We start from the raw sequence: 22,525 nt of genomic DNA on the forward strand, positions 1-22,525 counted from the left end.
ATTCGTGAGTGATCAAAGCCCGTTTCCGCAGCCCGTCTCCGTCGAACGTGAAATCGGCGGCCGCACCTTCAAACTGACCACCGGCGAGATCGCCAAGCAGGCCAGTGGTGCCGTCCTCGTTCAATTCGGCGACACCGTCCTGTTTGTCGCCGCCCAGCACGGCCCGCCGCGGCCGGGCATCGATTTCTTCCCCCTGCAGGTCGATTATCGCGAGCGTCTCGCTGCCGCAGGTAAGTTCGCTGGTGGGTTTCTGAAGCGCGAAGGTCGCCCGACCACGCGAGAAATTCTGACCGCCCGCGTCACCGACCGGCCGCTGCGTCCGCTGTTCCCCAAAGGTTACAAAGACGAGATTCAAGTTCAGGCCAACGTGCTCTCGTCGGATGGCGAGAACGACCCGTCGCCGCTGTGTGCGACCGGGGCCAGCACCGCTTTGATGATTGCCGAAGAAGTGCCGTTCGGCGGGCCGATTTCCTCGGTTCGTGTCGGACGGGTCGACGGCGAACTCGTGCTCTTCCCGACGCACGAAGAGATGATGGGCAGCGACCTCGATCTCACCGTCGCAGGCAGCAAAGAATCGGTCTTGATGATCGAGGGCTTTGCCAACCAGCTTCCCGAAGCGGAGATGGCCGAGGCGATCATGTTCGCCCACGAATCGTGCGTCGAACTGTGCGAATTGCAGTTCGACCTGATGAAGGCTGTCGGAATTGAGCCGACGAAGTTCGAAGGGCCGCCTGAGAATCCTTTCACCAGTACGCTGCAGGAGAAAGCGTACGACAAGGTGAAAGAGGCGAAGACCTCCGGCAACAAGCAGGAGCGGGCCGACAAAGTCTCGGAAATCAAAGACGGTCTCGTTTCGGAACTCTTCCCGGAAGATGCCGAAGAGACCTCGGACGGCAACACCAAGGCGCAGTTCAAAGAAGCCTTCTACAAGCTCGAAGCCAAGGTCGTGCGTGACCTGTTGCTCGAAGGCAAACGTCTCGATGGCCGATCGCCGGACGACCTCCGCGCCGTCGACAGTCGCGTCAGCCTTCTGCCCCGCGTGCACGGGTCGGCGCTGTTCACCCGCGGCGAAACGCAATCGATGATGACCGTCACGCTGGGCACCTCACGCGATCAACAACGCGTCGATGGCTTGTTCGGCGAATCGGCTGAGCGGTTCATGCTGCACTATTACTTCCCGTCCTATTCGGTCGGTGAAGTTCGCCCTATCCGTGGGCCGGGGCGTCGGGAAATCGGGCACGGCGTTCTTGCCGAACGCAGCGTTTTTCCGGTCATCCCGAAGGCCGAGAAATTTCCCTACACGATCCGCTGCATCTCTGACATCACCGAATCGAACGGCTCCAGCTCGATGGCGAGCGTCTGTGCCGCCACGCTCGGTTTGATGGATGCCGGCGTGCCGATTCTGCAGCCGGTCGCGGGTATCTCGATCGGAATCGTGAAAGAGTCGAACGACAAGTACACCCTCCTGACCGACATCATGGGGGATGAAGACCACTTCGGCGACATGGACTTCAAGGTCGCCGGTACGCAAAAGGGCATCACCGGGATTCAGCTCGATCTTAAGATCGACGGCATCTCCGAGCAGATCATCAAAGACACGCTCGTGCAGGCCCGCAAGGCCCGCATCGAATTGCTTCGCGTGATGCTCTCGGCGATTCGCCGGCCCCGCGGCGAAATCTCCTCCTTCGCCCCGCGGCTGCTGCAAATTAAGATCGACCCCGAAAAGATCGGCCTGCTCATCGGCCCGGGTGGCAAGACCATTCGCGCCATTCAGGAAGAGTCGGGCGCAACGCTCGACGTTGAAGATGACGGCACTGTCACGATCGCCGCCAACAACGGCGAAGCAGCCGAGGCGGCCCTCGCCCGTGTTGAAGCCCTCACCGAAGAAATTAAGGTCGGCCGCATCTACGAAGGCACCGTCAGCAGCATTAAAGACTTCGGAGCCTTCGTCGAAATCGCTCCGGGCAAAGACGGGCTGTGTCACATCAGCGAACTCTCCGACGGGTTCGTGAAGAACGTCACCGACATCTGCAAAGTCGGCGATAAACTGCGTGTCAAAGTCATCGCGGTCGATGAGCAAAACCGCGTGAAGCTGTCTCGCAAGGCCGTGATGGAAGAAGAGTCGGACGGCGACGGCGGAGACGACGAGGAGGAATAATTCCTCCCGATTCGCACGGAAGCGCCTCGCTTCATCCGAAGTCGATCTTAATTTCGTTATTAAGATCGGACCGAGTTTTGAGGGCATACCGTGGCTGCCGAGCAGAAGACCGTCGACGCGACCGAGGAGCTGCGATCTCGCTATCACGAGATCGCGGCGCTCGCCGGAGGTTTCGCCCATGAGTTGCGAAATCCCCTCTCGACAATGGGCCTGCACCTCGAGATTCTCGCCGAAGAACTGAGCCCGCCGGGCGACTCGCGTGACCATCGGCTGCTGGAACGGGTTAAGAAAATTCGCGGCGAGTGTGGTCAGCTCGATCATATTCTGAAGGCGTTTCTCGACTTCGCCCATGCCGGGCAGCCGCAATTGCAGCCGGGCGATCTCAGCTCGGTGGTGGGCGACTTCGTCGAATACTTTCGTCCGCGGGCCGAGCGGGCCGGTCTTGATCTTCGGCCTCACCTCGACCAGTCGCTGCCGTCGGTTGAAGTCGACCCGACGTTGATTAATCAGATGCTCCTGAATCTGGCTTTAAACGCCTCTCAGGCGATGCCGGATGGGGGAACGTTGGAACTCATCACGCGGCTCGGCATGGATGGCATCGAATTATTCGTGATCGACAACGGCCCCGGCATCGACGAGGCGACCCGCGACCGGATGTTCGAACCGTTCGTTTCTACCAAACCCGAAGGCAGCGGGCTGGGCCTGCCGACCGTCGCCCGCATCGTCGCCGCCCACGGCGGCACGATCGAGTGCGAAAGCGAACCGGGCAAAGGGACTCGATTTCGCGTGTGGTTACCGACAAGCGATTAAGACGCAGTCATCAGCCGGACCGGCAATGCAACAGGGGTAGCCAGGCCAATTGTGGCCGGGTCGCGAAGCGACAAGAGCACTCAGGTTGAGATCTCCCTGCCAGTCCGGCGTCCAATGTTAATTGTGGTCGGCAGCTGCATGCTCTGGCGGCTGCGCCGCACGGACGGTGTCCGTGCCACTCGGAGATTGGATCAACGCCTACCCAATTCAAGTGTGGCCCGGACATCGTCCGGGTCGCGAAGCGACTAGAGCACTCACGTTTAGATTTCCCTGCTGATCAGGCATCAAATTTTAGTTGTGGTCGGTAGCTGAATGCTCTTGCGGCTGCGCCGCACGGACGGTGTCCGTGCCACTCGGGATTTATTAATTTCCTTTCGGTGTCGGCCTCCAATTCTTTCTTAATGTTTTCGAGCGGCATCTTGTGCCTGTCGGCACCCGGCCATGAAAGGCCGGGCTACCCGTGTCTTACTGATCGCTGACAGCCGATAGCCGACAGCTCTAAAAAAAATCGGACGCGCGCCCGGCAGTCTTGCCGCGGCAACATCCGCCGCATGGGAAGCTGCAGCCAAGTGACTGCACCCACCGGCGGGGCGAACAGAGGCGGTGCGCACCGTGTGTTCCTCTACCCTTGGGAAGATGGTTGCGCGGCTCCGTCGAATTTGGGTGCCGGGGTGCGTCTCGCCCCCGTATCTGGGAACTCGCTTCGTTCTTGCACTGGTCGCGTCGGCGACAGCCGGTAGGGGAGCCGGATTGTGGTCTGTGTAAGAACAGAGCGAGCCTTGCCCTGCGGGGGCGGCACGCTCCAGGCACCGGAAGTCAAATTACGATCACAAGCCGCGGTTCCTGTGAACCGCGGATCGAACGCGGGTCGAGCCTCCAACAAGCCGATGCGGCACGTCACTGCGTTCGATCCGCACTTCTCAGGAAGTGCGGCTTGTCGAAAGCATATTTAAGACGGCAGCATTTCCGCCCATTCCTGGATCGGTTTGACCCGGGGTTGGGGGTCGGCGTGCAGGGCTTCTAAAGCGTCGACAACCGCGATGCAGCCGGGGATGGTCGTGACGCAGGGGACGCCGTAGGCAACCGCGGCGGAACGGATACGGCCTTCGTCCGTGCGGCTGCCGCGGCCCGACGGCGTATTAAAGACGAATTGCACGTCGCCGTTGGCCATGAAGTCGAGCAGGTTCGGCCGGCCTTCCTGAACCTTCTTAACGGTTTCGACCTCGATGCCGTTTTCGCGAAGTAACGCCGCGGTGCCGGCGGTCGAGATGATCTTAAGACCGAGTTGCCGCAGCCGACGGGCCGGTTCGATCATTGCCTGCTTGTGGTTCTTCGCCATACTGATGAAGACCGTGCCCTCGGTCGGCAGCGACGTCCCCGCCCCGATCTGGCTCTTGGCGTAGGCCATCGGGAACGATTCGTCGATTCCCATGACTTCACCGGTGGAACGCATCTCCGGGCCGAGGATGATGTCGACGCCGCTGAACCGCTGGAACGGGAAGACCGCTTCTTTGACCGAGTAATAAGGGGGGATGATCTCGCCGTCGATGTTCTGTTCGGCGAGCGACACCCCTGCCATCACCTTCGCCGCAACTTTCGCAAAGGGCCGCGCCGTCGCTTTGCTCACGAACGGCACCGTCCGCGAGGCCCGGGGGTTCACTTCCAAAACGAAGACTTCGAACTGACTCTCGCCACTCGACTCTGGCCTCTCGCCTTTTTTTACCGCGAACTGCACATTCATTAATCCGCGGACCTGCAGTTCCTCAGCCATCTTTCGGGTCGCGACCTTAATTTCATCGATGACCGACTGAGTCAATGAATGCGGCGGCAGGGCACAGGCGGAGTCGCCCGAGTGAACGCCGGCTTCTTCGATATGCTCCATCACCCCGCCGACGACCGTCGTTTCGCCGTCGCAAACCGCATCGACGTCGACTTCGATCGCGTCTTCCAGAAATTTATCAATTAAGACGGGACGATCAGGCGACGCGTCGACCGCTTCGTCCATATAGCGGGCAATCTCTTCTTCCGAGTAGCAGATCTCCATCGCCCGGCCTCCCAGAACATAGCTGGGCCGCACGAGGACGGGAAAGCCGATTCGCTCTGCGGCGCTGCGAGCGCCTTCGGTATTGGTAGCGGTGCCGTTCGGCGGCTGCTTTAAACCGACCCGATACAGCATCTGTTGGAACCGTTCCCGGTCTTCGGCCGCGTCGATCATTTCGGGCGATGTGCCGATGATATTAATCCCGGCCTGCTCAAGTCCGCGCGCCAGATTTAACGGCGTCTGCCCGCCGAATTGGACGATCACCCCGTCCGGATCGAGCCGGTCGCAGATATTAAGAACGTCTTCGAGAGTTAATGGTTCGAAGAATAGAAGGTCGGACGTGTCATAGTCGGTCGAGACCGTCTCCGGATTGGAGTTGACCATGATGCTTTCGACGCCGAGTTCGCGAAGTGCGAATGAGGCCTGACAGCAGCAGTAGTCGAACTCAATTCCCTGGCCGATCCGGTTCGGACCGCCACCGAGAATCATGATGCGAGGCTGCGCTTCGCGTTCGAGTGTCGAGAGTCGAGAGTTGAGCGTCACGCCCGGAATCTCTTCACGCTTTAGAACGCGGTTCGAAACCGACGGATGCAATGCCGATGCGGCGACGTCGGGGTCGCCCCCTTCCATCTTCGACCTTCCCTCCTCGGCCGACTTTCGCGGTGGCGTTTCGTCTTCGCTTTCATAGGTTGAATAGTAATAAGGCGTAAATGCTTCGAATTCGGCCGCACAGGTATCGACCTGTTTAAAGGTTGCTTCGATGCCGTGTTGTTCTCGGCGGTTGCGCCGAACCTCAAGCTCGGTCGAGCCCCACCACAGGGCGAGTTGCATGTCGGAGAAACCGGCCCGCTTTGCTTTTCGGATTAACTCGGGTGTGGCGTCCTCCAACCGACCGATGCTGCGAATCTCGTCCTCGATCTGCACGATCTGTTCGAGATTGTCGAGGAACCACGGATCGATGTCGGTTAATTCATGAATCTCTTCAACCGTCATGCCGCCCTTCATCGCATAGCGGATATAGAAGATGCGATCGCAGTTCGGCACCGACAGTTTTCTCTTAATCTCTTCCGGCAGCGGTTGCTTCGCCGTGCCCCAGAGGTCTTTCTTGCCGCCGCCGAGGCCGAAGTGGCCGGTCTCCAAGCCCCGCAGCGCCTTCTGCAACGACTCTTTAAAGGTTCGGCCGATCGCCATCGTTTCGCCGACCGATTTCATCTGCACCGTCAGCGTGGGGTCCGCCTCGGCGAATTTCTCGAAGGTCCAGCGGGGGATTTTTGTGACGACGTAATCGATCGTCGGCTCGAAGCAGGCGAGCGTCTCGCGGGTGATGTCGTTGGGAATCTCATCGAGCCGATACCCCACGGCGAGCTTGGCGGCGATCTTGGCGATTGGAAAACCGGTCGCTTTCGAGGCGAGGGCCGAACTCCGCGAGACACGCGGGTTCATCTCGATGATCACCATCCGACCGCTGTCGGGATCGATCGCGAACTGCACGTTGGAGCCGCCGGTCTCGACGCCGATCTCGCGCATGCAGGCGAAGGTCGCATCCCGCATCCGCTGATATTCTTTGTCGGTCAGCGTCTGAGCCGGGGCGACGGTGATGGAGTCGCCGGTGTGGACGCCCATCGGGTCGAGGTTCTCGATCGCACAAATGATGACGCAATTGTCTTTGCAATCGCGCATCACCTCCATCTCGTACTCTTTCCAGCCGAGGATCGACTCTTCGAGCAGCACTTCGCTCACCGGAGAAAGCTTCAGCCCGCGGCGGACCATCTCCTCGAATTCTTCGCGGTTGTAGGCGATGCCGCCCCCCGCCCCGCCGAGCGTGAAACTCGCGCGGATGATCACCGGCAGCCCCACCTCGCGGACCGCCGACCGGGCTTCGTCCATATCGTGGACCGTAGCCGAGCGCGGCACGTCGAGGCCGATCTTGACCATCGCTTGCTTGAAGAGTTCGCGTTCCTCGGCCTTCTTGATGACTTCTTCGCGGGCGCCGATCAGTTCGATCCCGAGCTGGTCGAGAATTCCCCGCCGGGCGAGGTCCATCGCCGTGTTGAGTCCCGTTTGTCCCCCTAACGTAGGCAGCACGGCGTCGGGGCGTTCTTTCTTCAGAATCTCGGCGACGTACTCCCAAGTGATCGGCTCGATGTAGGTTCGATCGGCCGTGTTGGGGTCGGTCATGATGGTCGCCGGGTTGCTGTTGACCAGCACGACCTCGTAACCCTCTTCTTTCAGCGCTTTACACGCCTGAACCCCGGAGTAGTCGAACTCACATGCCTGCCCGATGACGATCGGCCCGGACCCGATGATCAGAATTTTGTGGAGGTCGTCTCGTTTGGGCATAGCGGCGCAAGTCTCTCGACAGCAGTCAAAACATAGAAAATGACCCTCGGTCCTGAGCGAAGCACTCGCGGACGAGGGTCGTCGGTTCGGCGTCAGGGGGAGACGGCTCCCCGTACCGTTTGGCGCGGCGGAGGCGAATCTCGTAGAGGGTAACTGGCCCCGTGAGAGATTCAACCCGCGGGCACTTCGCGATGTCCGATTCAAGCTCGGGCGATCAGTATGGCGGCCACGTTCGCAGAGCTATGCTCTGGTTCGATGAGGTGAGAGAGTCGAAACGACGGTGCCGCGGAACGACCCATGAACGAACAAAAACTGACTCATGTCGATGCCTCGAGCGGGGTCAACATGGTGGACGTGGGCGACAAGCCCGTCACGGCCCGCCGCGCGATTGCCGAAGGGATTGTCCGGGCCGCGCCGGAAACGCTCATCGCGTTCTCGGAAAATCGGATGCCGAAAGGACCGGTCATCGAGACGGCGAGGTTGGCCGGCATCGGTGCGGCCAAAAAAACCTTTGATCTCGTTCCACTGTGCCACCAACTCCCTTTGGAGGATGTCCGCATCGACTTTCGATTTGCGGCTGACCAGTTATTCATCCGCGCCGAGGTCTCAACGACCGCGAAAACCGGTGTCGAAATGGAAGCGCTGACGGCCGTGTCCGTGGCGGGTTTGACGATCATTGACATGGGAAAAGCCATCGACCGGGAAATGTCGCTTGAACGCATCCGGGTCGTTGAAAAGTCGGGCGGCCGGTCAGGGACTCATCACTTTGCGAGTGACTTCGAGCACGCAGAAGTATCCGACGACACGGGTGATAAGAGCAAAGCGACGGAGCACGATTCAGAAATTCAACCGCCGATTCGTGCGGCCATCCTGACGGTTTCGGATCGCTGCGCCCGCGGCGAACGGACTGACACCTCCGGCCCGGCGCTGGGCGAGATGGTGCGACGTGAACTCGCCGGGGAGGTCGTCTGGACCGGATGCGTCCCAGACGACGCAGCGCAGATTGAGCGGTCGCTGATTGATCTTTGCGATGACGAAGCGGCGGTCGATTTGATCCTCTCGACCGGCGGGACAGGTCTCGCCCCCCGCGACGTAACGCCGGAAGCGGCCGCCGCCGTCATTGAGCGAGAGCACGCCGGATTAATGGAACTGGCGCGAGCGCGGTGCGCATCAATCACGCCGAAGACGTATCTGTCACGCGGCATCGCGGGGACGCGCAAAGGGACCTTAATTATTACGTTGCCCGGCTCCGAGCGGGGAGCGACGGAGACGCTCGGCGGGGTGATCGATATTTTGCCCCACGCGATCGAAACGCTTCGCGGTGATGTCAAAGACGGATGATCGCGCGAATAATGTTCCGAGAGTTTACTCGGTTTCCGTTCCCCGATATTGCGGTACTTTCCAAATTGGAACGTGCTGCTTCATCCGATCGATAAAGACTGCGATGAAAGCCAACGCATTAGGGCGATGGGCTGCGGCCGCTTGCAGCAGGAACGAGCACTCCCCGTGCGGCACGAACCCCACGCTGTGTTCGACAAAGCAGCCGATGATGTCATGGGTCGCCATTAATTCTTCGGCGAGGCGTCTTAATTCGCGAGAGGTCATCGGCTCATAGACTTCGTAGAGCAGACCATCAATTTCCCGCTCTCCTTCATGCGGGCGGACGATGCCTTCGAACGTGAGAACCGCCCCCGCTCCGGCAATCCGTAACGGGTCGTGACATTCAATCGGGCCGGGCGTGAGTTTAATTTGAAGTTCCGACGCTCTTTCCGACATACATCCGATCTCACTCTTATGAGGTTGTCACGCAACTCAATTAACCGCCGCTGACGAGGCCGATCAGCGCGAGTTCTTCACTGCCGTCAATGATCGTGTCGGCATCGGCGATCTCATGATTTACGGCCAACTTGCTGCGAGACAGGGATGGTCGCAACGGCGGGAAATGCTCGCCGATGTTCGTCAAAATGCTCCCTGCGGTGGTCGGCAGGCCCTGATGCGGAACGATCAAGGTTTCGCCTTTCACCATCCGGGCCTGTGGTCCGAAGACCAGAACCGTTAGCGTCGAGGAAGTGTCGCACGTCATGATTCAACCACCGATCGAGTGCATCGCGCGATGTGGCCGCAGGAACGTCAGGTCATCGGTCCCGTGCCCCGCCTTCTTATTACTGATGACTTCGCGTAGCAATTCCGCGATGGCCTGATCGTCAGCGGAGTTCCGTAATAGTTTTCGAACATCTCCTGAATCGTCGCCGAACAGACAACTTCGAACTTTGCCATCCGCGGTCAGCCGAAAGCGATCGCAGGAGCCGCAAAACGGTTTCGTCACCGAAGAGATAATTCCGATGCGGCCGACGCCGTCATTAAATTCATATTGGGTGGCGGGGGACGACGAGTCCTCGTTCAAGAGGACGAGCGGGCGGATCGCTTCGCCGAGTCGGGTGATGATTTCGTCCGCGCCGAGGACCTGCTGCTCACTCCAAAACTGATCGGCCTCGAGCGGCATGAATTCGATGAAGCGGACCGTGATTCCCGTTTCCCTCGCAAATAGTCCGAAGGATTCTAATTGCGATTCGGTAACACCGCGCATCGCTATGGCGTTTAATTTCACGACCATCCCGAGATCGCGGGCCGCATCGATTCCGGCCAATACCTTAGTAAGTCCGGGGCGCCGCGTCGCCGCCTGGAAGTCGGCTTCATTCAGCGCGTCAAGGCTGACATTGATGCTGCGGAGGCCGGCGTCATATAGCCGCGGTGCCTGCTCGGCCAGTAACGTTCCGTTGGTCGTTAAAGCGATGCTTTTTAAGTTCTCTATGTTATCGAGCATCCGCACGAGTGTGTGTAACTCGCTTCGGACGAGTGGCTCACCGCCGGTCAGCCGCACCTTTGTGACGCCCAGCGAAGCCGCAACCTGCGCCACTCGCGAGATCTCTTCGAATGTGAGAATTTCGCTTCTCGGATGGTAGTCCGGCGTGGCCTCCGGCATGCAATAAGTACACCGCAGGTTGCAGCGGTCGGTGACGCTGACCCGCAAGCTCGTGTGACGGCGGCCGTATCGATCAATGAGCATTCGCAGCCGAGGCCAATTCTTCAGGAGTGTTGAAAGAAAGTCGCTCCGGCCAGTCGGACGGGAATGCCAGTGCTCTCGCGGCGACATCCGAAGAATTCAAGAGGCCCTGCAGCGATTTGCCGCGACCCTGACTTTTTAACAATGATTGCGCACTCGGCAGAATCGACGCGCGATAAATTCCCGGGAACGGTTCCCACCACTCGCCCCGAAACGCGATCGAGCCGGCCTTTGGAGTATTAATGGCCTCGTTGAGCAGCTCGTCGATCCAAGCGGCCTTCAATTGAAGCAGGTCGCAACTGATCATTAATACTGAGTCGGATTGCCGTCGTTGTGTCGCATCGGTGAGTGCGGCCTCCAATCCGGCAATCGGCCCGCAGTCAGCGAAGTTGTCGGCGATCGTCTCAATACCTAAAGACCCGTAGAAATCGGGTTCGCGGGCAACTGCGGTGACCGTTGGACAACCGAGTGCGACAAGCTGTTGCTGCAGGCGAACGATGTTGGGCGTTCCATCGTGGACCGCGAGTGATTTGTCCGAGCCGAATCGTGCGCTGCGTCCCCCGGCAATAATGTACGCCGGGGGAAGCAATTTGCGGAGTAAAACATCACGGCGTGTTCGATCGACCGTCGCATCATTCATCACGAGTCGCCTCGTCATTGCGGTCGCGATCAAACTGCACCTGAGCCCAACTCCAAGCGGCGACCGTCGCGGGGAATCCCCTCGTGTTCATCCCCAAGAGAATGGCCTGCTCGATCTCTTCCTGCGTGGCCCCCGCCTGCATCGCTCGTCGGACATGGCTCCGGAGGGCCGATTCCAAACCCGCGCCCAAGGAAATACCGATCTTCACGAGGAATTTCGTTTTGTCGTCGAGCGGGCCGACCGCATCAACGGCCCCGGCCATTTTCTCATGCTGCGCGACGATGCTCGGATATTTGGTCGAGAAGGCTCGAAAAGTCCCCGGCAGTTTGCTGGCTTCGCTCATCGGTCGCACTTTGAGTTCTTGATAGTGTTACGGGAAACGCGGAACACACCTCGAAGCGGCAGCGGCAAAGTCCCGCGATCCGTTGATGCCGCTCGGCGTCTCGTCCCCCATCACACGGTTCATTTCCTTTTCTGCGTGGAACGTCGAGTATAACAGCGCGGTGGTCCGGATGCAGTTTGCCAAACTTCTCGATTCATCAGCTCGGGTTCGAACCCTCACGATCGTCGATGGCTGATTTTCAATACCAAAACCCTGATGACGCGATCGCCGCGGCGGTGTCAAGGCTCCGGCCGGTCGCCACCGAAACGATTCGCATCACCGAGGCGGGCGGTCGAGTCCTCGCCACGGATCTTATGCTCGATCGAGACAGCCCGGCGTGCGATGTCTCAGCGATGGACGGCTTCGCCGTGCGTATCGACGAGCTGACGGCCGGTTCCGTTCCGGTGTCTGCCGAAGCGGCGGCAGGTCATGCGCCGCCGACTTGCAAGGCGGGAACGGCCGTCCGCATCTTCACCGGTGCCCCGGTTCCGCCGGAATGCGACACGGTCATTAAGCGCGAAGACGTGCATGAGGCAGAAGCCGCGATCACGCTGAAAGACGGCATCGCTCCGCCGCGTATCGGCAGCCACATCCGCCGCCGCGGTGAAAACGGATTGTCCGGCCACTCTTTTCTGCAAGCCGGATCGGTTCTCACACCCGCAGCTCTCGCCGGGGCCGCAACGTGCGGGGCGGCCGAGTTTTCGGTTTACCGCCGAGTGCGGGTCGCGATCGTCACGACGGGCGATGAGTTGTGCCGAATCGACCAGCAACCGGAGTCCTGGCAGATCCGCGATTCCAATGGCTTCGCGCTGCGGGGACTGTTTCAAAGCCGCCCCTATCTCGATGTCGCAACGCCAATTCACGCCCCCGATAAGCTGACAGAGCTGACCGACCTCTTAAAGCGACTCTCGTCGGAGTTTGACGCAATTTTTTTGACCGGCGGCGTCTCCGTCGGTGATCGAGATTTCGTACCCAAAGCGGTGAAAAACGCCGGCGGCGAAATCATTTTTCATAAGTTACCGATTCGCCCCGGCAAGCCGCTGTTAACTGCGGTTCAAGACGGCACGTTGATCGCGGGGCTCCCCGGTAATCCGGTCTCGGTCCTCTACACGGGCCGGAGGTTCGGCGTCGCGTACCTCCAGCATTTGGCAGGTTTTAACAAGCCGGAGCCAGTCTTAACGACGAGTCTATTAAACGCGGATGAAAAATCGCTGCATCTGCACTGGGGTCGGCTCGTGCAATTGGAACCGCAAGGAGCCAGACTGCTGGAGAGCCGAGGCTCCGGCGATGTCATCAACGCCAGTCAGTCCGATGGATTTATAGAAATCCCCGCCGGACAAAGCGGTCGCGGCCCGTGGAAATACTTCTCTTGGTAGAGAATTTTTACAACGACGGACGCCGACCCATTCTGCCAACACTGCCAAACGTTAAATCAACAATTCGCCGCGATCTTAATAACGCCGCAACCATTACTCGCCGACTCGGGTCGCGTCGAGTTCGTCGGAGAGATTCGGGCTCGCAGGCTTCGGCGGAAGGTACCCCAGCGATACGAGAAACCGATCGGCCTCGTCGAGCGTCGCATTGTACATCGTATTACCGCCCCGGTTCGCATTGAAGAAGCCGTGTACTTGCTTGGGGTAGCCTACGACGACGCAGCGATTACCGTTGTCGTGCATCTTCTGAGCAAAAGCTCTTGCCCCTTCAAACTTTGTCAAAGGGTCGTCTATTCCGTTGACGATCAAAGTGGGCGGTTCATCTTCGCCTACATGGCGATAGGGACACAGGGCCCGCATCTGATCGGGACCGCCGAACCGATCGGAGAGCTTGGAGTGGCGTTCCAGTGAATCCAATTCCTCGCCTTCGACATTGGCGATGATCAGCGCGGGATTAAACAAGATCATCGCGTTCGACTCTGAAGACGTCACGTCCGCCGCGCGGACCTGCTCTTCGATAACGCCGAGGCACGCCGCGAGATGACCCCCGGCCGAGCCGCCCGAAGAGACGATGCGATTCGGATCAACGCCCCACTCATCGGCGTGGTCTCTGACATAGCGAATGGCATCACGAGCGTCCTCGAGACACTTGGCGGGCTTCACGCGGTGCCGACTGTGCACGCGATACTCCGCACTGATCGCGACGATCCCCCGCTTCGCAAAGTGCTCGCAATGCGGAAAGAACTGCTTGGGGTCACCCCCGGCCCAACCACCGCCGAAGAAGAACACGATCGCCGGGCGTGCCTGCGCCTCATCCGATTCCTCGACGGCAGGCCGATAGACATGCAGCTTGAGATCGGAGTCACTGGCATGTTTATAGACGATCTCTTCGCGCTGCGGCGCATCGTCAGCGGTCGCGGCGTGCGAAACGATCAGTAATAAGGCCGCCGCAAGTGATGCGATCGCTTTCATCTTGGTTCCTTCTTCGAAATCGATGAGTCAATAAGAAGCCCCGCCAACCGGTTCTCGCCGGTCGACGGGGTGGAGTCAAGGTTGCGGGCGGTAGCTTCGTTAAGATGAACCGCTCGCATCGGACGGTTGGGTTGCGTGGCCACGCCAGCGGGAAAACATTCTTGCCGGAATCCACTTCGCTTTGTGGCTGCTAATGATTAGAGCGCCGATGAGGGCCGCGATGCTCCAGACCAGTGCCGAGACGGCCATCCAGCCGTAGGTCTGGGCCAGCATTCGGAAGCCGATGGCGATGCCTTCGTAAGCTCCGATTCCCAAACAAATCGCGGCCGAGCCTGCGAAGACCGGACTCCGATGAACGCCCGCGACAATTGCCAGTAGCATCAGCAAAGCCGTCACGTAACCGACTTTGTACTCGGCGGGAATTGTTTCGACCTGCGGCGCGAACAGCACCAAGCCTGTCACGACGGGAAAAAGCCCTGCCCCGATGAGCGAGAAAGTTCGTCCCAGCCAATCCCGACAGGCAAGGCCGATCGCGATCATCAGCGGCCACAGCACGTGCAGGCAGATGGAATGCCGAAAGGCTTCGAGTTCTGTCCCGTCGAGCCACAGGTAAACCGCGCCGACCGCCACAAACGCGGAGGCCGCGAGGGACCAGGAAGACAGCCGGCGGAAGCCGTCCGCCGCGATAATCGTCGCCAGGCCGATCAGCACGTAAGCGTTCGGCTCCGCGAGTGTGTCAAAGCCGATTGTGGTCGGATGCACTACGGTCGCGACGCCCAATGCGGCGACCGCTCCGTATCCCGCCCAGCGGACGCCGCGCAGCCAGCACACGCCATAAAGCGTGATCAGCAGCATGACCGCCATCCACAGGGGCGACCCGAATGTCTCGGTCACATGCAGATAGAACGACTCGAAGACGGCCGTCTGCCCCCATGGGAGCGCGAGTACGACAAGTGCGGGAGCGGCCACCAGGGCGCCGTTGAGCAGGCGGGTATTTCGGCGAACGATCCCCGCTTCCGCGATGAGCACCATGACGGCGAAGAGCATAGGAACGAGAAAGTACGATCCCCAGATCGTCGCCAGTACGATCGACCGTCCGGTTTCATGGATGCTCCAGATCGGGCCGGTCGGGCCGAAGGTGAGCGAGAGCGCATAGCTGCGCAGGGCGGCTCCGCCGGCGAGAAAGGCGAAGATCGACCATGGAAACCACGGCCATGGCCAAGGCGTGCCGCTGGATCGCGCCGTTTCAGCGCCTCGTCGCACCGCCGGAATTAATAACAACAGGATTGCCCCGGCCGCGGTGGGAAATGCCAGCAGCAGCCATTCGACGAGTCGCGCGTCCTGCGTGTCGCCACTGGGGGCAAGTAACCAAGGGGCCGCAAAGAACAACGCCAGGAACAGGTAATATGGCAGTCGATAAGCGACAGCGAGCCGGATTCCCGAAAACAGTAACACCGCTTCAGACAATATAGCCGCAAAGACAAATCCGAGCAGCATCAGGCTCGCCCCGTCGCGGGTCGAATCCATCGCCACGAACAGGTCGTCCGCTCCGACCGATATCGCCAGGAACATTAACAGGCACAGTAGCAGGACCGAGCGGACATCGTCCCACACTTTGCCGAAGCGGATCAGCACGACGGCAATCGCCGCCAGCACCATGGTGTAGACCGCGAGCACGCCAATGAGCATGCCGCAGTTGATATAGCCGATCTGCAACTCACCGTATGCCGCGCGCACCGCGAAGATCAGCAAGACCGCACTGATCACGTAAAATGGATTGTGCGTGTAGAGATATTCCCAAAAGGGTTTTTGCGGTTTGCGAACCGGTGTGGCGAACTTCACCTCGCCGTCCGGGGCTTCGGGAATCTTCTCCGGCAAATTCTCAGGTGTGTTCGACATCAGTCAGCTCCGTGATAGGAAAAGAGAATAACGCATCGATATGTGTTGAATTGTCCTTTCCGAGTGCTGAAATGTCGAGATGAATTACCGCCGACATCCAAAACGCGAAGCGGGCGGCGTTGTCTAATCGTGAATCAGATCGGACAAGTAGAAACTTCAAACTGGTGGTTGTAGACGGCACCTCGACGGCGCTCACAGTGATGGCGTGTTCGGTGGCACCTTGGTGTAGCAATCTCAAGTTCGAAAATTGGCGTTCCGGGGGCGGCGAAAGCGCCATCCCCGGCCACCCGACAGGAATCCCCCGTCGTTCCCACAAAAAAAACCGCCCCCTCCCGGGGCCGGTTTGCGGCTTTGGGAGAGGGCGGCTGGTCGTTTTTGCGTCGGCTGTGACGCGTTAGTTCATCCGCAAACTACGGGTTGATCTGGATGCCGACGCTGGCACCGCGACCGGCGCGGTTGTCGTAGGCTCCGCCGTCACGGGCACCACTGAAGTCCCCGGTGGGGTCTTGGCCGAATCGATCAGCATCGCCACCGCGGAAGCCCGCGGTCACGCGACCACTCTGGCGATCACCGCTCCACTGGCGATACTGGTTCCCGTCCCAGCTTCCTCCGATGTAAACGCGGCGGCCGTTGTGCATCACCGCTCCGTCCGAGGGGCGGCGTCCGCTATCGGCCATTTCGCGGCTGCGTGAGTCATCAGAGCGGACGATCGTGCGTCGCTGATATTGCTCGCCGCGAACGTAGCCCTGTGAATGACTGGACTGGTGCGACCGGCTGTTCGACGCACAGTCGGGTCCGGTGCAGTACGAACTGCCGCTTGAGTGGCTGGGCGAATGATGCGATTCGTAGCTCGCACTTCCGCACGATGAGCATCCGCTTGACGAATGCTCGTGCGACACTGTGCCGCAGGACGAGCAGTCGCTCGACGCGTGCTTGTAGGAACTACTGCAGGCTGTTGAGCCGCCACAATGATGGCTCGCCGTGCTGTAGCTGCTGCAGTGGCTGCCAGACTTCTTGCAGGCAAATGCATCAGCTCCGGTTCCGACCAGCAGCGCCAAGGCGGAACAAATAACAGTCATTTTCAACATTAAGAGTCCTCCAGACAGGTAGGGACGGCTCGGCGGCACAACTACCCACACGGCAGTCTTGAACGCCTCAGGCCGCGAGCCGTGACCGCGATCACCGCGGCAGTCTGGAAGGATGCGCAAACCGTGCCGTTTGTGAGGAAGATTCCGCATTGCTGGGAATCAGTCGGAACGTTCAGTGCCCGACGATCCGCTCGGTCGACGGGCAATCGGACGAGGCCAGTTCGAATTCCAATGTCGAATGTTGAATGCGAAAGTCGTTTTCCAGAAGGGATTTAAGTCGTTGCTTGGTCACCTCGAATGTCAACAAATTCGACTCGTCGATCACCACGTGGGCCTCCAGTGCCCGGTGTTGCTCGTCTTGCTGCCAGACATGAATATGGTGGACGCCACGGACGTGCTCGACGGCCTGCATGGCTTCCACGAGATCACCCAGTTCGATGTCGGCCGGTACGCTGTCCATCAAAATGTGGATGGTCTGCCGCAACATCTCCCAGCCGTGCCACAAGATGTAGAGGCTGATCAATAGCGTGGCGAGCGGGTCGATCCAGTACCAGTCGTAAAGCAGGATCAACGTCCCCGCGATGATGACTGCGACCGACGCGAGTGCATCTGAGACGTTGTGGATGAAGGCCGCGCGGATGTTCAGGCTGTCTTTGCTCTGAGCGTAAGTCAGCAGGGCGGTCGCGACATCGACCACCAGGGCGATCCCCGCGACGATCACCACGATCCAGCCCGCAATCGGCTCTTGTGCCGCGAACCGCATCACCGCCTCGTACATCAGGTAGATGGCCACGAGCATCAACGTGACAAGATTGATCAACGCCCCGATCATCTCCGCCCGGCGATATCCGAACGTCCGCTTTGAGTCGGCGGGTCGCCGCGCGATTCTTCTTGCCACCAGCGCGATGACCAGCGAGCCGGCATCATTGAAGTTGTGCAGCGCGTCGGCGATCAGCGATAACGACCCGGCGATGAGTCCACCGATCAATTGTGCGAGCACGAGGACCAAATTGACGGCGACGGCAACGATCAACCGAAGATCGCTTTGGTCTTTCGCGTGAGCGTGGGCGTGCGAATGCCCGTGTCCGTGATCGTGGCTGTGGCTGTGATTGTGAGGCAACGATGAGGCCCGCGATCGATGAAGGAAAGCAATGAGCAGCGTCGACTTCGCGTTCTGCGACGCGGCAACGACGTAGACCACCGCGGGCGTGCCATTGTTCCGAACTCAGCGTGGATTCCCAACCAACAACGTCGATCTTCGGTTATGATGTCACGGCGTGCAGTGCGGGGTATCGAACGTCCCTCACATCCGACGGTCGATCGAGATGACCAGGAAAGGAAATTATCGATGAAATGGCTCGCCATCGTATTAGCGCTCGTGTGCGCGGTCCCGACGATCGCGCAGGCAGAGGAGGGGGATTTGATTCTGGTCCCTCTCAAGGATCCGACGAAATCATCCGAACTGGCGGTTGAGATGAGTATCTCCCTGCTCGACCGAGAAGCGTGGGGGCAAATGCCCGATTCCCGCGTGAAGGTGCATCACCTGCCGAACCGCCCGCTCTCAGTACGTCATCTGCTCAATAGCATCGAGGCCATCCCCGCCGATTCGGATGATGCGGTCCTGCTGCTGTACGCCGGCCACGGCTATATCAATCAGCAGCGACAGCCTTATATCAAGCTCAATGGCGACGGCAAACCGGTTTTAATTAAAGAGATACTGCGGCGTTTAAAGAAAACCAAAGCCCGTAAGACAGTCGCCCTGTTTGAATGCTGTCAGGCGATCGGCAATGACTCTTACTGGGCCCCCGCCCCGAACTCTCCGCGTGAGCCTTCGAAGCTATTTAAGGCTCTGTTCTTTGATCAGCCCGCGGACATTCCGGTCTGCATCATCTCGTCGAGTGCCGGTGAATATGCGATCGGAGCTCATCTTGAGCCGTCATTCGATGACCCGAATCAACTGCAAGTCGTGAATGGCGGTATTTTCTCCTACGAGATGGCCGGGGCGCTCCATCGACATCGAAACGAGGCCCTGAGTTGGAAGGAGATTTTGGCAGAAGTCAAAACTAAGACCGGGCAGCACTACGCGAAACTAAAAGCTCGCCGTGACGTGGTGCTCCTGTCAGGCAATGCGATCAATGATTTAAAGCAAAAATCACAGACGCCGCAGTTGTACGTTCCGATCGAATTAAAGCGACCTTAAGCGACAGCGTTGATGAAATACGATGACCGTTTCTCGATTTAAGTTTGCACTGCTCGGGGCACTGACCGGGTTGATTCTCTCGCTCGTCTACATAACGGCGCCCGGGGTCAACGCCGAAACGGTGCCGTCCGCTCTGTCGCGCGAGCCGTCGATGGGAAATAGTGCCGGGCAAAATCCCGGTTCCACTGCCGTTGTGACATTCGGAGCAGGTGGTGCGGGATGGAATGCGGGCGATGACGGGTCCCGCGGATACTGGGAGCTCATTGCCACGGAACTGAAATTTGATGGCGTGGCCAAAGCGGTCAGCACGATTCAAGAATTGCCAGACCGTTATACGGACGTGTTCTTTGCCCGCTTGGTCGGGGTCATGATTTCGAAAGTCGAGCAGGGTCACGAAATCAGCATGGAAGACATTCGGTTGCTCGAGCAATTTGCGATGAATCATCTCGACTCCGGACCGGCAGCGTGCCGAGGTTGGAGCCTGCTCGCCACGCTGCGATATTATATCTCCGATTCCGAGACCGAGCCGACATCACAGCAGCTTCTCGCTCAAGCCCGGGCGGCGGTCGAAGAGGACGTCGGACATTCGGTCGCGTCAGATCGCAGCCCGTATCTGCCTTACTTATGGCCGGCGATGGCTACGGTCGGCGGGTTTATCGCATCGCTGTTTATCGCCGGCATCGGGGAGGGCCTCGCCGGAACGATCGCCGCGGGGGTCGGCATGAAGGTCGCCAAGTCGATCGCGAAGACACCGGAAAAATAAAACCGACGACGAGGTTTCAATCCGCGAACTGCGGTCTTCGCGGCACCGCCTACGAATCGATATTCCGCCGGCAGGCGAGAACGATCTTGATATCTTCGTAAGTGATCTCGCCGTCGAGGTGCTGAAAGATCGGCTTTAACATGCGGTCGCCGACTTCGTCGATCGCTGAGAGGACTTTGCTCACGGCGTCGCCGGAAACCCAAGGGGTCGGGTCATCAATACCTTCGTGCTCAATATATTGCAGCAGATAACCGTTGACGGTCGACGCGGCCCGGCCGCATCGCTCGCCGACGTCTTCTCGCGAGCAACCGTCGCGGAAGAGTTCGAAGGCGGCGATCGCGCCGGCTGACGGCCCGCGCTTCTCCGGCATTTCCAAATCATCGGGCAGGCCGACGTCGGTCTGCAACTGTCGCTCAGCGCATTGCTCTTTAATTACGGCGAGAAACTCCTCGCCGTAGGTATCGGCCTTGGTGCGACCGACACCGCGGACCTGCAGGAAGGCGGGAATCGATGTCGGCCTTAAGCGAGCCATATCCCGCAGGGCATCGTCGGCGAACACGACATAAGGCGGTACGCCCTCCTCTTCGGATTTCTGTGACCGGACCTCCCGCAGCGCTTCAAACAGCTCGCGGTCGACACCCTCCCACGACTCGGCCGCGGCGGTCGATCTTTGTTTCGGTTTCTCAGCCGGTTTGAGCAACCTGGGAGTGGCTTCGCCTTTCAGAAGCAACCGCCCCTCCGGCGTCACGCTGAGCGTGTTGTACTCGCCGGTCTTGGCGAGAAAGCGTTGCCCGACGAGTTGTTCAACCCACCCTCGTACCGCCTGCTTGGAATGCTCCGAGAGCAACCCGTAGGTACTGAGTTGATCGTGTTCGGCGGCGAGAATTTTCTCCGACTTCGAGCCGGTCAGCACCATCGCGGTGTAGTCGCCGCCGAATCGCTGGCCCAGCCGCACGACACAACTTGCGATCTTCTGCCCGATGACCAGCGAGTCCTCCACGAGGTCAACCTCACCCAGGCAAACGTCGCACGCCCCGCAGTTGTCGTGCTCCAAATCCTGCCCGAAGTAGTTGACGATCGCGCGGTGCCGGCACGTCGCGCTCTCGCAGAAGCCCTCCATCGCGGCGAGCGACGCGAGAGCCCCGGCATTGGCTTCGCCCTTATCGATCAAGCGGTTCCACAGCTGCACATCGGCGGATGAGTACAGCAGCACGCAGTCGGCCTCCAAACCATCGCGTCCGGCCCGACCGCTCTCCTGCTGATAGTGCTCCAGGCTCTTCGGCATACCCGCGTGGATCACGAAGCGGACGTTCGACTTGTCGATACCCATCCCAAAGGCGACGGTCGCCACAACGACGTCGGCCTCTTCATTCAGAAACATGTCCTGATGCCGATGTCGCTCTTCATCAGCCAGTCCGGCGTGATACGGCACCGCGCGGATGCCGAGACTCTTCAGCGAAGCGGCCGTCTCATCGACCTTCTTCCGGCTGATGCAGTAAATGATGCCCGATTCGTGCTTGTGTCGATCGATGACTTCGCGGATTTGATCAAGAGCCCGTGACCGCCTCGTGACGCGATACAGCAGGTTGGGTCGGTCGAAATGTCCGACGACATATTCCGCCTTCGGCAGCCCGAGTTGGTCGGCGATGTCGAGCCGCACTTTTTCCGACGCCGTCGCCGTCAGTGCGTGGACGCCGACGTTCGGGTAACGCTCCTTGAGCACGCGGAGCTGTCGGTACTCGGGCCGAAAATCGTGACCCCACTGACTGATGCAGTGTGCTTCGTCGATCGCGAACAGCGAGACATTTTGATCGTCGAGGTAGTTGAGCATCCGCTCGGTGACGAGCCGCTCGGGGGCGACGTAGAGCAGTTTCAATTCGCCATCGCGAACGCGATCGGCTACCTCCAGCCGGTCGGCCGCCGAGAGTGTGCTGTTGATACAGGCGGCGGGCACGCCGCAGGCGGTCAGGGCGTCGACCTGATCTTTCATCAGAGAGATCAACGGCGAAACGATGACCGCGATGCCCTCCTTGCAGACGGCAGGAACCTGATAACACAGCGATTTGCCGCCCCCGGTCGGGAGCACGACCACGGAGTCACGATCGGACATCACGTTGTCGATCGATTCCCGTTGCAGCGGCCGGAAACTGGAGTAGCCCCAGTAGCGCCGCAGGGCTTCGTCGAGCGGATCGGCAGAAGAGGTCACGTCGGCGATCTGCGACATATCTCGACTTTGGGCAGGGATACTGGTCAAAAGACAATGTAACCGAATTCAAATCAGCTTCAAATCAGCCGTCGAATTCTCGCGCGATTTGCGTTTCACCATGTTAGTGTGGGGCGACGTCATCTCAATTGCGGTGATGTCGGGAAAATTTTGGCAATTCGAACGTGGTCAAATCAATACCGCGGTGCGAGTTGGCGGCCCACGTGACTCAACTGATTTTCGATCCGGCGCATCATCGCGAGTCATCCGCTCGCTGGTACGCGGGCGGATTTTACTGCATCTCAGGTGCGCACATGTCCTAGGCGTAATGGCCAATCATCGGTTTCTACAACGCTGCAATTCGCAACCAGACAGTCCCCGGATCGTTCTCGACGGTGGGCAATTAGAAATAGTTCGCAACCACACCCTCAACAGTTTACAGCCAGGCGGATTCAAAGAGGTGGCACTCGTTCAACGAGGTGGTGCAGCAGGCATTGGCTGTTCAGTCCAGTCGTGGAATGTTCGCAAACCG

The 22,525-nt window shown here is 59.5% G+C and carries 17 protein-coding genes; 6 read left to right on the forward strand and 11 right to left on the reverse strand.

Annotated features, from left to right (window positions below; translation table 11 throughout):
- The first annotated feature begins 4 nt into the window (after window positions 1-4).
- Together pnp and Pan189_RS01080 are read left to right on the forward strand one after the other, a co-directional pair.
- On the forward strand, window positions 5-2,158 hold the full coding sequence (pnp, locus tag Pan189_RS01075) for a polyribonucleotide nucleotidyltransferase (RefSeq protein ID WP_145362129.1): 2,154 nt from the start codon (window positions 5-7) through the stop codon (window positions 2,156-2,158).
- 90 nt (window positions 2,159-2,248) lie between these two features.
- A complete protein-coding gene (locus Pan189_RS01080; protein WP_310820907.1) occupies window positions 2,249-2,968 on the forward strand; it encodes a two-component system sensor histidine kinase NtrB in 720 nt (239 codons plus the stop codon).
- Window positions 2,969-3,917: 949 nt separating this feature from the next.
- On the opposite strand, the gene carB is transcribed toward Pan189_RS01080, so the two are convergent.
- Window positions 3,918-7,349: a carbamoyl-phosphate synthase large subunit gene (gene carB / locus Pan189_RS01085; protein ID WP_145362130.1), complete on the reverse strand. Its 3,432-nt coding sequence runs from the start codon at window positions 7,347-7,349 to the stop codon at window positions 3,918-3,920.
- 297 nt (window positions 7,350-7,646) lie between these two features.
- Between carB and moaCB the strand changes: the two genes are divergently transcribed.
- Window positions 7,647-8,690, forward strand: a complete 1,044-nt coding sequence (gene moaCB / locus Pan189_RS01090) for a bifunctional molybdenum cofactor biosynthesis protein MoaC/MoaB (RefSeq protein WP_145362131.1) — start codon at window positions 7,647-7,649, stop codon at window positions 8,688-8,690.
- Window positions 8,691-8,714: 24 nt separating this feature from the next.
- Here the strand turns inward: moaCB and Pan189_RS01095 are convergent, their stop codons facing one another.
- Genes Pan189_RS01095 through Pan189_RS01115 form a run of 5 tightly spaced genes read right to left on the reverse strand, consistent with a single transcriptional unit; the run spans window position 8,715 to window position 11,396 of the window.
- Window positions 8,715-9,125, reverse strand: a complete 411-nt coding sequence (locus Pan189_RS01095; protein WP_145362132.1) for a molybdopterin synthase catalytic subunit — start codon at window positions 9,123-9,125, stop codon at window positions 8,715-8,717.
- 40 nt (window positions 9,126-9,165) lie between these two features.
- Window positions 9,166-9,432 (reverse strand): MoaD/ThiS family protein, encoded by a 267-nt coding sequence (locus Pan189_RS01100; protein WP_145362133.1) that lies wholly within the window; start codon window positions 9,430-9,432, stop codon window positions 9,166-9,168.
- Between the two features lie 3 nt (window positions 9,433-9,435).
- Complete coding sequence (gene moaA / locus Pan189_RS01105; protein WP_145362134.1) at window positions 9,436-10,416, reverse strand: GTP 3',8-cyclase MoaA; 981 nt, start codon at window positions 10,414-10,416, stop codon at window positions 9,436-9,438.
- Window positions 10,406-11,053, reverse strand: a complete 648-nt coding sequence (gene mobA, locus Pan189_RS01110) for a molybdenum cofactor guanylyltransferase (RefSeq protein ID WP_310820908.1) — start codon at window positions 11,051-11,053, stop codon at window positions 10,406-10,408. The genes moaA and mobA overlap by 11 nt, the downstream gene beginning before the upstream one ends.
- A complete protein-coding gene (locus tag Pan189_RS01115; protein WP_145362136.1) occupies window positions 11,046-11,396 on the reverse strand; it encodes a carboxymuconolactone decarboxylase family protein in 351 nt (116 codons plus the stop codon). The genes mobA and Pan189_RS01115 overlap by 8 nt, the downstream gene beginning before the upstream one ends.
- 227 nt (window positions 11,397-11,623) lie before the next feature.
- On the opposite strand from Pan189_RS01115, the gene Pan189_RS01120 reads away from it, so the two are divergent.
- Window positions 11,624-12,811: a molybdopterin molybdotransferase MoeA gene (locus tag Pan189_RS01120; protein WP_145362137.1), complete on the forward strand. Its 1,188-nt coding sequence runs from the start codon at window positions 11,624-11,626 to the stop codon at window positions 12,809-12,811.
- 93 nt (window positions 12,812-12,904) lie between these two features.
- Here Pan189_RS01120 and Pan189_RS01125 read toward each other — a convergent pair whose 3' ends face one another.
- The 4 genes from Pan189_RS01125 to Pan189_RS01140 form a co-directional block, all read right to left on the reverse strand.
- The gene (locus Pan189_RS01125) at window positions 12,905-13,840 is read right to left on the reverse strand and encodes an alpha/beta hydrolase (protein ID WP_310820910.1); all 936 of its coding nucleotides are present in this window, start codon (window positions 13,838-13,840) and stop codon (window positions 12,905-12,907) included.
- Window positions 13,841-13,939: 99 nt separating this feature from the next.
- The gene (locus Pan189_RS01130; RefSeq protein WP_145362138.1) at window positions 13,940-15,739 is read right to left on the reverse strand and encodes a hypothetical protein; all 1,800 of its coding nucleotides are present in this window, start codon (window positions 15,737-15,739) and stop codon (window positions 13,940-13,942) included.
- Window positions 15,740-16,149: 410 nt separating this feature from the next.
- Entirely contained in the window at window positions 16,150-16,827 is a 678-nt protein-coding gene (locus Pan189_RS01135) for a hypothetical protein (protein WP_145362139.1), read from the reverse strand.
- A gap of 172 nt (window positions 16,828-16,999) precedes the next feature.
- Entirely contained in the window at window positions 17,000-17,947 is a 948-nt protein-coding gene (locus Pan189_RS01140) for a cation diffusion facilitator family transporter (RefSeq protein ID WP_145366061.1), read from the reverse strand.
- A gap of 228 nt (window positions 17,948-18,175) precedes the next feature.
- Between Pan189_RS01140 and Pan189_RS01145 the strand changes: the two genes are divergently transcribed.
- Together Pan189_RS01145 and Pan189_RS01150 are read left to right on the forward strand one after the other, a co-directional pair.
- Complete coding sequence (locus tag Pan189_RS01145) at window positions 18,176-19,027, forward strand: caspase family protein (protein WP_145362140.1); 852 nt, start codon at window positions 18,176-18,178, stop codon at window positions 19,025-19,027.
- 22 nt (window positions 19,028-19,049) lie between these two features.
- The gene (locus Pan189_RS01150) at window positions 19,050-19,790 is read left to right on the forward strand and encodes a hypothetical protein (protein ID WP_145362141.1); all 741 of its coding nucleotides are present in this window, start codon (window positions 19,050-19,052) and stop codon (window positions 19,788-19,790) included.
- 49 nt (window positions 19,791-19,839) lie between these two features.
- Here the strand turns inward: Pan189_RS01150 and recQ are convergent, their stop codons facing one another.
- A complete protein-coding gene (gene recQ, locus Pan189_RS01155; RefSeq protein ID WP_145362142.1) occupies window positions 19,840-22,014 on the reverse strand; it encodes a DNA helicase RecQ in 2,175 nt (724 codons plus the stop codon).
- Between the last annotated feature and the right edge of the window lie 511 nt (window positions 22,015-22,525).

Source organism: Stratiformator vulcanicus (genome assembly GCF_007744515.1).
Lineage (GTDB): Bacteria > Planctomycetota > Planctomycetia > Planctomycetales > Planctomycetaceae > Stratiformator > Stratiformator vulcanicus.